Origin of the sequence: Phyllobacterium lublinensis, assembly GCF_020164435.1 — a bacterium.
GTDB classification, from domain to species: domain Bacteria; phylum Pseudomonadota; class Alphaproteobacteria; order Rhizobiales; family Rhizobiaceae; genus Phyllobacterium; species Phyllobacterium lublinensis.
On the sequence record NZ_JAIUDQ010000018.1, the window covers coordinates 20,075 to 33,441 of the forward strand.

Sequence of the window (13,367 nt, forward strand, 5' to 3'; positions counted from 1 at the left end):
TTGCGTGCACTTTCCTCTAACAGGGTATGGAGCGCGGTGTTTTCAATGCATCGCGCCCCCGACACGTGAGGCAAAGAGCAGACATGGACACGCTGAAACTCATCGCACTTGATGAGGAAGACCTGCAAATTCTTTCCGCGCATCTCCAGGATTCCATTCTGAAGGTGAAGGACATCGAGTATCTGGCAGCCGAGAAAAAGCTCGTTCTCGGTGTCAATCGCTTTGTCTGGGAGATGGCTGCCGATGGTAAGCGCCACCGCAGTTTCGAGCGCCGCCGCACGGCGTTGCTGTTCGACCGGGTCGGCAAGGTCCAGGTGACGGGCATCGACCGGCGTCACGCCAACGATGTCCTCGCACTCCTGGCGATCCGTTTCAATGTCGCAGATGCGCCATCAGGCATCATCGAACTGACGTTTGCTGCCGGCAAGGCGCTGCGGCTTGAGGTGGAGGCCATTGAAGTGCAATTGACCGATCTCGGCCCGGCCTGGGAGACGTCATTCAAACCAGAGCATGAAGCCTGAGGAGCATACACGTGGCACTTGTGCTGAGGCAGTCAGATCCCGATTTTGAATTGCGATTTTCCGCGTTTCTCGCAACTAAGCGCGAAGCTTCCGAGGATGTTGATCGCGCGGTCGCCGAAATCATCCACAAGGTCCGCGCCGAGGGCGACGCAGCCCTGATCGAGTATTCAAAAGCCTTCGATCGCATCGATCTGGCACAACATGGCCTGGCCGTTACGACCGCCGAGATTGACGAGGCGGTTGCTTCAGCCCCCGCAGCGACTGTCGGGGCGCTCAAACTGGCGCGCGATCGCATTCACTCCCATCATGCAAGGCAGATGCCAAAGGATGATCGATATACGGACGCGCTGGGTGTCGAGCTTGGTTCACGCTGGACAGCCGTGGAATCGGTTGGGCTCTACGTGCCGGGTGGCACCGCAAGCTACCCAAGTTCGGTTCTCATGAATGCAGTTCCCGCCCAGGTGGCAGGTGTGGAGCGCATCGTCATGGTCGTTCCGTCACCTGACGGGAAACTCAATCCGCTTGTGCTGGTCGCTGCCCGCCTCGCGGGTGTTTCGGAGATCTATCGCGTCGGCGGAGCGCAAGCCATTGCAGCGCTGGCCTACGGCACAGCAACCATTGCCCCGGTTGCAAAAATAGTCGGGCCGGGCAATGCCTATGTGGCAGCAGCAAAGCGCCGCGTCTTCGGCACCGTCGGGATCGACATGATTGCCGGTCCGTCTGAGGTTCTGGTAATGGCCGACAGCGACAACGATCCCGACTGGATCGCCGCCGACCTTCTCGCACAGGCGGAGCACGACAGCGCCGCGCAGTCGATCCTGATCACCGATGACGAGGGTTTTGGCAATGCCGTGATCTCCGCTGTCGAGCGCCAGCTGCAGACACTGCCGCGATCGGCGACCGCGAGCGCAAGCTGGCGCGATTTTGGCGCGGTGATCCTGGTACAGGATCTGCAGGCCTCATTGCCGCTTGTCAATCGGATTGCTGCCGAGCATCTGGAAATCGCAACCGCCGATCCGGAGCGGCTTCTGGCCGGCGTGCGCAATGCGGGGGCGATCTTTGTCGGTCGTTACACACCGGAAGTGATCGGCGATTATGTTGGCGGTTCCAATCACGTCCTGCCGACAGCGCGTTCGGCTCGCTTCTCATCCGGCCTTTCGGTGCTTGACTATGTGAAGCGAACCTCCATCCTGAAGCTGGGCGTAGAACAGCTGCGTGCGCTGGGTCCGGCGGCCATCGAATTGGCCCGTGCTGAAGGTCTGGATGCGCATGGCAATTCGGTCGCGATTCGGTTGAACCTATAGGAAGATAATGACAGCAACGGGCGAGACCGATGCACGGCTGATCGATGTGGAGCTGGACGAATCCATCGGCCGCTCAACGCCCGATGTCGAGCATGAGCGCGCCGTCGCAATATTCGATCTGATCGAGGAAAACTCGTTTCGTCCCGTGAACGATGAGGGTGCAGGACCTTATCGCCTCAAACTGTCACTCATTGAATCGCGTCTGATCTTTGCTGTTGCCCGCGAGAATGGGGATGATGTCGTCACGCATATTCTCTCCCTGACGCCGCTTCGAAAGGTCGTTAAGGACTATTTCCTGATCTGTGAAAGCTATTACGAGGCTATCCGCTCCTCCAGCCCGAGCAAGATCGAAGCCATTGATATGGGACGTAGGGGGTTGCACAATGAAGGTTCACAGGCATTGATGGACCGGCTGAGCGGCAAGATCGAAGTGGACTTCGACACGGCACGCCGTCTCTTCACGTTGGTATGTGTGCTTCATTGGCGGGGATAGGCGAACCAATGCAGGTTGAGCCGGATAAATCCCCGGACGACCAGGCAACCGCCAAGACGGCGATGCCGAGCGCGGTCTTGTTCATCTGCGGCATGAATTCCATTCGCTCGCCTATGGCCGAGACCCTGGCGCGCAATCTGCTGCCTTCGACGGTTTATATTGCTTCGGCAGGCGTTGAGAAAGGCGAGCCGGATCATTTTGTCGACGAGATTCTCGAAGAGATCGGGCTGAAGCGAATCTCCGCCATGCCGAAGACATTCGACGAGCTGGAAGACCATTACTTCGACTTGATCATTACATTGTCGCCCAAGGCACACCATATGGCACTTGAGTTGACCCGAACAACCTCGGTGCATGTGGAATACTGGCCGACCCCCGATCCTACGCTGGTGCGGGGGCGTCGTAGCCAAATACTGGATGCCTATCGTGATGTTCGCGATCACCTGAAACGTCACATTCAGGAACGTTTCGGACAAACGAACTGAGTATCCCGCCCCTAGTGCACATTTGCATCGAACTCCCTTGTTCACAAATGGTGCGCAATACTATAGGTTCCGCCCAAAATTGCGGTCGAGCACGACCACAAGTTGCCTTATCGGAGATAGAACTACGCATGGCGAAAGAAGAAGTACTGGAGTTTCCTGGCCTCGTGACGGAGCTGTTGCCCAACGCGATGTTCCGGGTAAAGCTTGAAAATGATCATGAAATTATTGCTCATACCGCTGGCCGCATGCGCAAGAATCGCATTCGCGTCCTTGCTGGCGACAAGGTCCTCGTCGAGATGACTCCCTACGATCTGACCAAGGGTCGTATCACCTACCGTTTCAAATAATCAGCTCCGCCTCCTCGCAGGAATTGTTTCATGGGCGATCAAAACAAATTCGTTCTTGCATCGGGCTCACCGCGCCGTCTCGCGCTGCTGAGCCAGATCGGCATTGAACCGGATCGCCTGCTGCCTGCGGATGTGGACGAAACGCCGCTGCGGGCCGAGCATCCGCGCTCCTTGGCGCGTCGCCTTTCACGGTTGAAAGCCGAAAAGATTGCTGAAGAGCTGAAGGGCGATGCTGATCTGGGGGCAGCCTATATCGTGGCGGCCGATACGGTCGTGGCCGTGGGGCGGCGCATTTTGCCGAAGGCGGAAATCCTCGACGATGCGACGGCCTGCCTGCGGCTGCTTTCTGGCCGGTCGCACCGCGTCTATACCGGTTTGTGCCTGATAACGCCGAAGGGAAAACTGCGTCAGGACCTGATCGAGACCCGTGTTCGCTTCAAGCGGCTGTCGCGCGAAGAGCTGGAGAGTTATCTTGCGTCCGGCGAATGGCGCGGCAAGGCCGGCGGCTATGCGATCCAGGGACTTGCTGGCGGCTTTGTCGTCAAGCTGGTTGGTTCCTACAGCAATGTGGTTGGTTTGCCGCTCTATGAAACCGCAAGCCTTTTGCATGGGGAAGGTTATCCGGTCTATGCCAACTGGCAGGGCTCGAAGCACTAGACGAGGCTGATCCCATTGACTGACGAAAAGAAAAGCACGGCATCGGTAACGCCTTTGCGACCGACCCGGCCTTGCCCGGAATGCAAGCGTCCCTCGCAGCGCGAACATTACCCGTTCTGCTCGGCTCGCTGCCGCAATATTGATCTGAGCCGGTGGCTGACGGGCGCCTATGCATTGCCCGCGGTCGAAAGTGCGGATGACAGCGACGAGGAAAATGACGTCTAGCCCGAGCGCTAAAGCTTGATGACCCGCGGCGTTGCGTGTTGTGAGAGCACCATGCTGATGGCGCGCAGGGCATTGATACTATTGGCGAGGGGGATGACGGGCGAGGACTTCTTGCCGGCCTTTATTGTTTCCATCACCGCCATGGCCCCAAACTGCAGGCCGCTTCCCTCGAACGGATAATCTTCGATCCTTCTTCCCGGAACCGGAAGTCGATCGAGGATTGCGCCCAGAACGCCGGCCGCTCCTGGGACCGGTCCGAAGGGCGGCCTTTGCGCGAAGCCGTGATAGCTCGTCAGCTTCGACGCATTCGGGAAGGGCCCATTCAAACGCAGTGCTCCCTTGCTCCCCTCAATAATGAAATGGTTGGCACCGTCGCGGTCAAATCCACAGGAGAGCAGGGCCTCCGCTCCATCATAATGCAGTGTGATGTCCGAGCTCATATCGACACCGTTGGGAGCCGCGTGCCAGACGCCCGAAACCTTCTGAGGCTGTCCGAGGAAATGCATGGCAAGCGCCACGCAACAAAGGCCGAGATCAAGGCTGGCGCCGCCGCTGAGCGACCGGCTGAAGTAACGGCTCTTCGGGTCATATTCCCGTTTATGGGCGAACTCGGCCGTGATCTTGCGAATCGTGCCGATCTCGCCGGCATCGACCCTCGTCTTGGCGGCAATGACCGCCGGAAGAAACAGCGTCCAGAGTGCTTCCATGGCAAAGACGTTTACTCGCGCGGCTTCACGCTGGATGACGGAGGCCTCCGTGTGTGACGGCGCGAGCGGGCTTTCCGCGAGGATCGCCTTGCCGGAACGCACTGCCTTGAGGGCCTGTGCCAGATGCAGCGAATTGGGGGTTGCGATATAGACGGCATCGATGGCTGAATCGGCCATGAAGGAATCGAGTTCGGCGTAGACCCGCCGACTCCCGTAGGTTTGTGCAAAGTTTTCGGCTTTTGCCAAAGTACGCGAATGATTGGCGGCGATGACCGCATTCGGAACCAGCGCAAGGTCGGACGCAAATCGCTGGGCAATTTCCCCGCTACCAATGATTCCCCAGCCAAAAGGCTCGCTTTCGGCCGCTTTCTCCCCCGTTTCATTCATGCCATGCGAATCCCGTCTCCAATATGCCCAACAAGGCACCAATGCATGCCCTGTGCAAGAGGCAGAAAAACGGCAAAAAATTCGCGAGTTGATGCTGGACAGCACGATTTTTAGTGTTATAACCCACGCGCTTCTGACGGAAAGCCAAGCCGTCGTCAGGGTTTGCCGGGTAACGGTAACGCCATCGAAGTGCCCAGATAGCTCAGTTGGTAGAGCAGCGGATTGAAAATCCGCGTGTCCGTGGTTCGAATCCGCGTCTGGGCACCACTTCTCCTTCCAGGTTCTCCGCTGCCGCTTGCTTTTTTCATCCGACTCGCTTGGGAAGAATTGACAATGCCGGTCGGGCGGCAGGCGTGGCCGAATTACATCTTGCCTTCGCCGCCGCAGCATTGTGTTATCGCCGCGGCGTAAATTCTCTTGATTGAACTGCTGGGGGCCCATCGCCAGCCCTGTCCTGGAGAACTGGATGAGAGTACCTTTGGTTGCACTACTCGTATTGGGTTTGGCCGGTTGTCAAACTACCCCGAATGCCATGACCGGTGAGGGTGATCTTGAGCGATCTCATGATGCGGAATGTCGGTCCTTCGGTGTCCAGCCCGGTTCAGCCCAATATGATCAATGCCGTGAAACCCTCGCGACAGACGCCGCAAACACCGCCCGGATGCGCCAAGCTGCACCAGCCTCCTGACGAAGTCGAAATCGCGATATGCGCCGGGCCAAGGCCGTTCCCGTGAGCCTGACCTTGTCACATTGCTATGATGCGCCGTCATCGGTCGATCTTGCTTGGAATTGCGGTCACGAGGGGTCGTAGCAGGATATCCACATAAGGAATTCGATTGAGTTGACCGAATCGGAAACCCCTCGGCATTATCGCCGGACACATGCGAAAGCCGGGATCTGGGTAGATTCGCCTGACGCAGACGGAGAGCGCAATAATTCGCCACGCAGTGACGCAATATGATAAAAAGGGCGTGGCTTGATGTGCATCTGCAAGGAGGCGGGAACATGGGTATGTTCGGATTTTCGACGAGAAGCCTCGGGCGGGATCGAGAGACCGATTTTTCGCGCTTCACGCGCATGCAGACAACACTCGGCCAGGTGCTTGCCGAAATCGAACGCGAGAAGGCAGGGTTGCGCAAGCGGTTCACCGACACGTCTGCGGATGCAGCGCTTACATTGGAGGCCATGTCGGGCCAGAACGATACCAATGCATACGAATCGCGTCTTGACGACCTGACGGTCTCAATTCAAGGTTACGAACAGCGTATTATGTTTCTTGATACGCAACTTGAATTCGTCGAGGGAGTTCTCGGCAGCATCGGCTCGTTTATCCGGGAACACCGGTTGATGGGAAACAACAGCTGACATAGCAAGCTGTTCAGTAATGAAATAGTTTCCAAAGGAAACAAAACAACTTCTGTTGAGTATTTGCGTCCATAGTAATTTGCGTTGGGGGCATGCTCGCCTCACTGGGGTAATTCGCTGGCGATTCATTTTCGCAACGGTATTTTTTGCTTCAACGCAAAAGTGCTGAAAGCGTCCGTTTGCGCCCATGTTTGAGGGGTTCAGTACGCGTGAAAAGCAGTGGCGCCGTTAATGCCAATTTATTAGACTTTTGTATAGCATGCCCTATAGAGAACTACTTAAAGCTATAGTAGAGTTAAATTGGTTGGTGCATAAAAATAATGAATTCGCAGGAACTGAATACGTAAAAATCAAATAAAATCCAAGGTTTAGGACGAATGAAGCTGGCGGTTTTTGGAGAGGCAACTGTTAGTCTGGGCGGGCAACTGGTCCCGCGCGTACCCGCGAATTTTTTGCGGATCGTGGTATACCTCCTGCTGGAAAACGAAAACCATTCTGTCTCCCGCGGCAAGCTCTCACAATTCTTCTGGTCCGACACGGATCAAGCCCATGCATCCATGAACCTGCGCCAGAGTCTGGCACGCATCCGCAAGTTCCAGGAGCAATACGGTTTGAACCTTGTTCAGGGTGATGCTACCTACGTCTATCTAAACCTGTCGCAGGTCAAGGCGGATCTGCTGCGCATTGACCTGCTCGACTACATCAATTACGCCCGCAAGGGGGATATCGAGTCCGTACTGGGTTTGTGCGAACTCTATACTGGCGATCTCCTCGCACAGAATGAACCGCAGAATTCCGATTTCGACGAGTGGCTCGATGTGGAGCGCGTCAGGCTGCGCGACGACCTAATCACCATGCTACTGAGTATGGTCAACAAGCCCGTAGGCGTCAGCATAGATGAAAAGCGCCAATGCGCCCGCAAGCTGATCGAGATCGATCCCTACCAGGAAGTTGGCTATCGCACATTGATGCAGACTGCATCCCAACTTGGCCTGATCGCGAAGGTAGAGCGCACTTTCCGCGAGTGCACGAAGAAGTTGCGCGATGACCTCGATGTGGAGCCCGAAGAAGAGACGATCGAGCTCTATCAGCAGCTCCTGCCCAAGCTTTCGCCCGCCACCACACGCAGCCTCATCATACCGCCGCAACCAACCGGTCCGGTGCAGGGCAGTGGCGTGGAAATCCAGATGCCGCGCGGGATGCGCGCCGAAAACCAGATCGAGCAGAACAAGCAGGCCGGCCTGCCAAGGGTGATGGTGCTCTACATGCCGCACAACGCGGCCGATCCGATGGAACAGCTCGCCGCCTCGCTGGTCGACGACATCACCATTGGTCTTTGCCGCCTGCGCACATTGTCCGTCGTTGCGCCCTACACATCGACCAGGGTGGTAGCCGAGTCTTCAATCGACAGTTTTCCCGGCTTGAGTGATCAGTTCGGCGTCAATTATGCGGTCGACAGCAAGATCGTGCGCCGCGACGGGTTCTGCTTCCTGTCAGTCAAGCTGGTCGACGTCGCCACGCAGGAAATCGTTTGGGCCGAGAAGCAGAAGTTCGACTATGTCCTGCCCGAGCAGCAATACAGGCAGCTGTCGATCCGCATCATCCTGTCCGTCGTGTCTGTTATCGAGAAAACCGAACTCGATCGCTACAACAAGCTGTTCCAGGATCCGAATGCCTACTACTGGTATCTTGTAGGCAAGCGGGAAATCGACAAATTTGATCTTCCGAAACTGCGTCAGGCCCGCCAATCATTCAAGAATGCCCTGACTGCTTCGCCGGATTTCGTTCCCGCGCTCAGCGGTATTGCGCGTACCATGCAGAAAGAGTGGCTCATGCTGGCGCGCAGCGAGAAGGATATCCTGCTGGAGGGCGAACAGGTCGCGAAGCGTGCCGCACCAGCGGACCCGGATGACGAGCGGCCCTTGCGCGAGCTAGGTACCATCAGCATGTATCTCGGCAAGTTCGAAGACAGCCTTGAATATTTCGACCAGGGGGAATCCATCAATCCACAGCATGCCGATCTGCTTGCTGACTATGCCGATGCGCTCACGCACTATGGCTGGCTTGATCAGGCGGTCGAGAAGATCAATCAGGCGATTGCCCACAATCCGCTGGCCCCAGACTACTATTATTGGGTTGGGGGCGGCGCGCTGCATAATCTAGAGCGTCATTCTGAAGCTTTGGCTCTCCTTCAACAGATGCAGAATCCTCGCGCGGCTGCCCGCCTGATCGCAGCCTGTTGGGCAATGCTCGGAGAGCGCGAAAAGGCGACTGAATACAGGCAGTATGCGCTGGAAGACAATCCGACCTTCAAGATCGATGACTGGATCAAGGGGTTGGGTGTCAGGCTGCCAGAACAGCGCAAGAGATACGAAGCATCCTTACGGGAAGCCGGCTTTCAATAATCTTCACCGCACAGTAACATTTGGGGGATCTACCGCATGGCCAAGTATTTCATTATCGGCGAGGCAAACAGCAATGAGCTGTGGTTAGTTGATGTCGACAACCGCACTGTTGAGCCGGTAACTGACGCTGCATTAAAGAAGTCCAATGCTGCAGACCCTGGGTTTATCGGAGTAATTGACAAGGCACGAAAGAATGGAATTACGACTATAAAGGGAGTAAGCGTCGCAGTCGCTACCAGTAGTAGGACTGACGCCAAGAGCGACTCCTTCTTGGTCAATCCCGATGCAGGTAAAAAATAAATAAAAATATTTGCCGAAATTGAAGAAGAGGTCACAGTTCTTCTTGATCTGAATTGGAATCGTCATACCTTTGCCATGTGGGCTCTCCTTCATAGAAAGGTATTCGCATGGCAAAGTTTTACATCGTGAATGATTCAGACCGAAACAAGCTTTGGCTTGTGAACAGCGAAACACGCAGCGCAGAGTGTCTCGATCGCGATGTGATCGAATCCTTGGGATTGGCCGGGCATGAATTTCTGAACTCGATCGGTAGCATGATCGGCAGCGATGTCGTTGCTAGGGACACTCGTAGCGATCCATCGGATCGCGCATTCTCGTTTGACGGCCGGAGCGATCCATCGGATCGGGCCTTCTCATTTGACGGCAGGAGTGATGCATCGGACCGTGCCTTCTCATTTGACGGCAGGAGTGATCCGTCGGACCGTGCCTTCTCGTTCGGCGGCGATTCATCGGATCGTATGCATTCCGCGAATCCCGCCGGTTTGAACTGAGCTGTAGTATGACTGTCCGGATGTTCGGATAGTGTCTAACGGGTGTGTAATTTGCAGGCTGATGGAGTGACAATGCGACCATTGGCCGGGATGCCGGTTCCGGACCGGCTGGCGGCAGACGAAGCAAACCTTCGTTCTGCTTTCCGCGCAGGAGAGTCATCGTCTACCCGATTGATCGATGCGGATGAAACCGTGAACCGGTTGCGCCCGCATTTTTCTCGCCTCGGTATAGTACGTATGGCCGAAGTGACGGGCCTTGATCGCATCGGCATTCCCGTCTGGATGGCCGTTCGCCCCAATAGCCGCACGCTTGCCGTCAGCCAGGGAAAGGGTATCAGCGCCGCGCACGCTCGGGCTTCTGCCGTGATGGAAGCCGCGGAGATCGCCGTTGCTGAAGACCTTCTCCTTCCGTCCCTTGCCGTTAGCCGCCGCGAATTGCGTGACGCTGGCCACGAGGTGTTTGACGGTCGCATGCTCCTGATGCGCGGGGCAGATGAGGCCGGGCCCGAGGAGACGGACTACTGGCTTGAAGGTTTCGACCTGCTGAAACAGAAGCCAGTATTTGTCCCGCGTGAACTGGTGTCGCTCGACTTCACGCCGGCGCGCAAATCCTGGCACTATTGTCAGTCGACCGATGGGCTCGCCTCCGGCAATTGCCTGCTGGAAGCCGTTATCCACGGATTATGCGAGCGCGTCGAGCGCGATGCCACTGAGCTCTGGCGTTTCCAGCGCGATGCCGGTGTCGAGGCCCGTTGCGTTGACCCGGCGGTTTTTGCAGATAGTGGCATTGACTGGCTGGCGGGGCGGATCGCCGCGGCCAACTTCGTGTTGCGTCTGTTCAACACGACGTCGGATATCGGCCTTCCTGTCTTCATGGCAACCATAAGCCCGGCGACAAAGCACGCAACTTATCTGCATTTCGATCTCGCCGCCGGGTATGGCTGCCATCTTTCGCCGCGCGTCGCGGCCATGCGGGCGATTACCGAGGCGGCGCAGACGCGTATCACCAATATTTCCGGCGCACGTGACGATTTCGATCCGTCCGAATATCACCAGCGTCTTGCGCCGGACCTTTCGGTCTACATTCACGCCAAACCCGCCGATCATTGGCGGTTCGACGAGCCCGAGCCGCATTTGCGTGCCAGTCTCGAAACGTATCTCGAGCCATTGCGCCAGCGTGGCATTACCAGTGTCGTCGCCGTGCCGCTCGGGGGCGAGGAATATGACATGTCGGTCTGCCGCGTATTGGTCAATGAGCTCGAAAGCCCGGCCGGCACGCGCAAGCACCGTTTTGGCGGGCGGGCGCTCAACGCCATGTTGCGGCAATAGGAGCGGCGATGAAGATCCTTTTTGCAGGTCCCAGCCTTTCCGGAACGGAGTTCGTGCCAAAGCGTGCCGGCGAAGATCGTGTCCTGCCCGAATATGGGTTGACCTGTCGTGGGCCCGCAAAATGCGGAGATATCACCCATGCGGTCGATCAGGGCTTTCGCGTCATCGGCCTGGTTGACGGCCGGTTCGAGGATGTCGCCGCAGTCTGGCACAAGGAAATTCTCCATGCGCTTTCACAGGGCGTCGTCGTCTATGGCGCCGCCAGCATGGGTGCCTTGCGCGCTGCCGAGTGTCATCCCTTCGGCATGATTGGCATCGGCGCGGTGTTTGAGCGTTACGCATTTGGTGGCTTGGAAGATGATGCCGCGGTTGCGCAGGTGCATGCACCGGCCGAATTCGGTTACGTCGCGTTCAGCGAGGCGATGGTCACAATTGACGCGACGCTGGATGCGGCCCTGGCAGCCGGCTCGATCAGTCGCGATGAGCAGGCGCTGGCGCGCACCAAAGCCGACGCTGTCTTCTTCAAGGAGCGTACATGGCGGCGTATTTTCGATGCCGTCTCATCGGATATGGAGCGCCCGGCCGAACGCCTGCAACCTCACATCCGCAACATTAAGCGGGAGGATGCCGAGGCTTTGCTCGATGCGCTGCTCCAGCGGAAACACTCTGGCCCGCTCGCCAAGGTGTCTCCCGCGTTTTCCGGGTGGCAGTTCAATGAAACTGCGCAATGGCGCAAGCTGCGCGTCTAGGCGCGTTTAGATTGGTCTCGCCCGATCGACTTACAATCCTATTGATTAGGGTGAAAATGCCTAAAAGTCGACCGATACAGAGTTGAGTCACGCTTGCGTAACGGGGGGGCACCTAATTTCAATCTCGTGGTCGCAAGTTTAAACGCATGAAAAAGTAACAAAAAAATCAGAACGTGTGTGGGAGCAAGCGGGCAGTCAGTGGGGGACCTACGCCGGAATTCTATTAAGATTGAATTTGGAGTTCCGGCGTAGCACTACACAATATCCGTCCAGCTTAACCAATATCAAAATAACAACGAAACCAGCCGCTTCCTGCGCGCCTTCCTGGTGCGCGGCATGGCTAGGCTTCAGCTGAGGGGCGAGTCGTGAAAGTAGCAATTGTCCATTACTGGCTTTTGTCGATGCGGGGTGGGGAGAAGGTGCTGGAAGCACTCAGCGAGATCTATCCGGACGCTGACATCTACACGCTCGTCTATAATCCTGATGCCATCTCGGGCCGCCTGAAGAACCACAGGATTACCACGTCATTCCTGCAAAAAATTCCTGGCGCCAAGAAGCACTACCAGATGCTGCTTCCGCTTATGCCATTGGCGCTCGAGACCATGGATCTAACCGAATATGATCTGATCATCTCAAGCGAGTCAGGTCCTGCGAAGGGGATCATACCCAAGCCCGACGCAGTGCACGTTTGCTATTGCCATTCACCAATGCGCTATATCTGGGACCATTACTTCTTCTACCATGCAAGCGCTGGGTTCCTGAAAAGGCTGTTCATGCCCTTCATCGCTTCATGGCTGCGCCAGTGGGACGTATCGACGAGCGCCCGGGTGGATTGCTTTGTGGCCAATTCCCGTCATATCGCCAACCGTGTGCAGAAATACTACAGGCGCGATGCGGTGGTTATCCATCCACCGGTGTCCGTGGACGATTTCGCAATCTCCGACACCACGGAGGATTTCTATCTGTGTGCAGGTCAGCTCGTCGGTTACAAGCGTGTCGACCTGGCCGTCGATGCGTTTACAGCGATGAACAAGAACCTCGTGGTCATTGGCACCGGCGAGGAAATGGAAAAACTGAAGAGCCGTGCCGGACCAACCATTCGGTTCCTCGACCATCAACCTTTCGCATCGTTGAAGAGCCACATGGCGCGATGCAAGGCGTTGATCTTCCCGGGCGAAGAGGATTTCGGCATTGTTCCAGTTGAAGTGATGGCAAGCGGTAGACCTGTGATTGCTTTTGGGCGGGGTGGCGCAGTCGATACCGTTATCGACGGTCTCTCGGGCGTATTGTTTTCCGAGCAGACCGTCGATAGCCTCACCGAAAGCGTCAACCGCTTTGAAGCCATGGCCGACAGTTTCTCGCCAACGGCCATCCGCGCCCATTCGTTGCGGTTCAGCAAGGACAATTTCAAGAAGAAGATCAGCGCTCTCGTACGCAAGGAGTTCGAGCGGCGCGCAGTTCAGGCCACGGTTGATCAGATCGAAGGCAATGCGCCTGCGGTCGGGGAAGCCTGGGGCAGGACAAACGGCTTGGTGCTCTCGATGAAGACCAAACCACAGGCCAATTCCAATGTGATACGTCCGAATTTATAACTGCGGGAAC

15 protein-coding genes and 1 tRNA gene are annotated in these 13,367 nt (G+C 56.7%); 15 read left to right on the forward strand and 1 reads right to left on the reverse strand.

Annotated features, from left to right (window positions below; genetic code table 11):
* The first annotated feature begins 83 nt into the window (after positions 1-83).
* The 7 genes from K9U38_RS18905 to yacG all read left to right on the forward strand — a co-directional run bounded on the left by K9U38_RS18905 (position 84) and on the right by yacG (position 4,032).
* The gene (locus K9U38_RS18905) at positions 84-521 is read left to right on the forward strand and encodes a DUF2948 family protein (protein ID WP_224495907.1); all 438 of its coding nucleotides are present in this window, start codon (positions 84-86) and stop codon (positions 519-521) included.
* An 11-nt stretch (positions 522-532) separates the two neighbouring features.
* Positions 533-1,825, forward strand: coding sequence for a histidinol dehydrogenase (gene hisD / locus K9U38_RS18910; protein WP_224495908.1), 1,293 nt, complete (start codon positions 533-535; stop codon positions 1,823-1,825).
* A gap of 7 nt (positions 1,826-1,832) precedes the next feature.
* Positions 1,833-2,318, forward strand: a complete 486-nt coding sequence (locus K9U38_RS18915) for a UPF0262 family protein (RefSeq protein WP_224495909.1) — start codon at positions 1,833-1,835, stop codon at positions 2,316-2,318.
* Between the two features lie 8 nt (positions 2,319-2,326).
* The gene (locus K9U38_RS18920; protein ID WP_224495910.1) at positions 2,327-2,803 is read left to right on the forward strand and encodes an arsenate-mycothiol transferase ArsC; all 477 of its coding nucleotides are present in this window, start codon (positions 2,327-2,329) and stop codon (positions 2,801-2,803) included.
* Between the two features lie 128 nt (positions 2,804-2,931).
* Positions 2,932-3,150: a translation initiation factor IF-1 gene (gene infA / locus K9U38_RS18925; RefSeq protein WP_008122731.1), complete on the forward strand. Its 219-nt coding sequence runs from the start codon at positions 2,932-2,934 to the stop codon at positions 3,148-3,150.
* Between the two features lie 30 nt (positions 3,151-3,180).
* Positions 3,181-3,807 carry a Maf-like protein gene (locus tag K9U38_RS18930; RefSeq protein ID WP_224495911.1) on the forward strand — a complete coding sequence of 209 codons (627 nt, stop codon included), beginning with the start codon at positions 3,181-3,183 and terminating at the stop codon, positions 3,805-3,807.
* A 15-nt stretch (positions 3,808-3,822) separates the two neighbouring features.
* Positions 3,823-4,032: a DNA gyrase inhibitor YacG gene (gene yacG / locus K9U38_RS18935; protein ID WP_224495912.1), complete on the forward strand. Its 210-nt coding sequence runs from the start codon at positions 3,823-3,825 to the stop codon at positions 4,030-4,032.
* A gap of 8 nt (positions 4,033-4,040) precedes the next feature.
* On the opposite strand, the gene K9U38_RS18940 is transcribed toward yacG, so the two are convergent.
* Positions 4,041-5,126, reverse strand: a complete 1,086-nt coding sequence (locus tag K9U38_RS18940; RefSeq protein ID WP_224495913.1) for a Gfo/Idh/MocA family protein — start codon at positions 5,124-5,126, stop codon at positions 4,041-4,043.
* A gap of 191 nt (positions 5,127-5,317) precedes the next feature.
* Here K9U38_RS18940 and K9U38_RS18945 point away from each other — a divergent pair.
* The 8 genes from K9U38_RS18945 to K9U38_RS18980 all read left to right on the forward strand — a co-directional run bounded on the left by K9U38_RS18945 (position 5,318) and on the right by K9U38_RS18980 (position 13,357).
* Positions 5,318-5,393, forward strand: a tRNA-Phe gene (locus K9U38_RS18945).
* Between the two features lie 738 nt (positions 5,394-6,131).
* Entirely contained in the window at positions 6,132-6,491 is a 360-nt protein-coding gene (locus K9U38_RS18950; protein WP_224495914.1) for a hypothetical protein, read from the forward strand.
* A 377-nt stretch (positions 6,492-6,868) separates the two neighbouring features.
* Positions 6,869-8,896: an AfsR/SARP family transcriptional regulator gene (locus K9U38_RS18955; protein WP_224495915.1), complete on the forward strand. Its 2,028-nt coding sequence runs from the start codon at positions 6,869-6,871 to the stop codon at positions 8,894-8,896.
* A gap of 36 nt (positions 8,897-8,932) precedes the next feature.
* The gene (locus tag K9U38_RS18960) at positions 8,933-9,196 is read left to right on the forward strand and encodes a hypothetical protein (RefSeq protein WP_224495916.1); all 264 of its coding nucleotides are present in this window, start codon (positions 8,933-8,935) and stop codon (positions 9,194-9,196) included.
* A 107-nt stretch (positions 9,197-9,303) separates the two neighbouring features.
* Positions 9,304-9,687 (forward strand): hypothetical protein, encoded by a 384-nt coding sequence (locus tag K9U38_RS18965; RefSeq protein ID WP_224495917.1) that lies wholly within the window; start codon positions 9,304-9,306, stop codon positions 9,685-9,687.
* Between the two features lie 72 nt (positions 9,688-9,759).
* On the forward strand, positions 9,760-11,016 hold the full coding sequence (locus K9U38_RS18970; protein WP_224495918.1) for a YcaO-like family protein: 1,257 nt from the start codon (positions 9,760-9,762) through the stop codon (positions 11,014-11,016).
* Positions 11,017-11,024: 8 nt separating this feature from the next.
* A complete protein-coding gene (locus tag K9U38_RS18975) occupies positions 11,025-11,765 on the forward strand; it encodes a TfuA-like protein (RefSeq protein ID WP_224495919.1) in 741 nt (246 codons plus the stop codon).
* Positions 11,766-12,130: 365 nt separating this feature from the next.
* Positions 12,131-13,357: a glycosyltransferase gene (locus K9U38_RS18980; protein WP_224495920.1), complete on the forward strand. Its 1,227-nt coding sequence runs from the start codon at positions 12,131-12,133 to the stop codon at positions 13,355-13,357.
* The last annotated feature ends 10 nt before the right edge of the window (positions 13,358-13,367 follow it).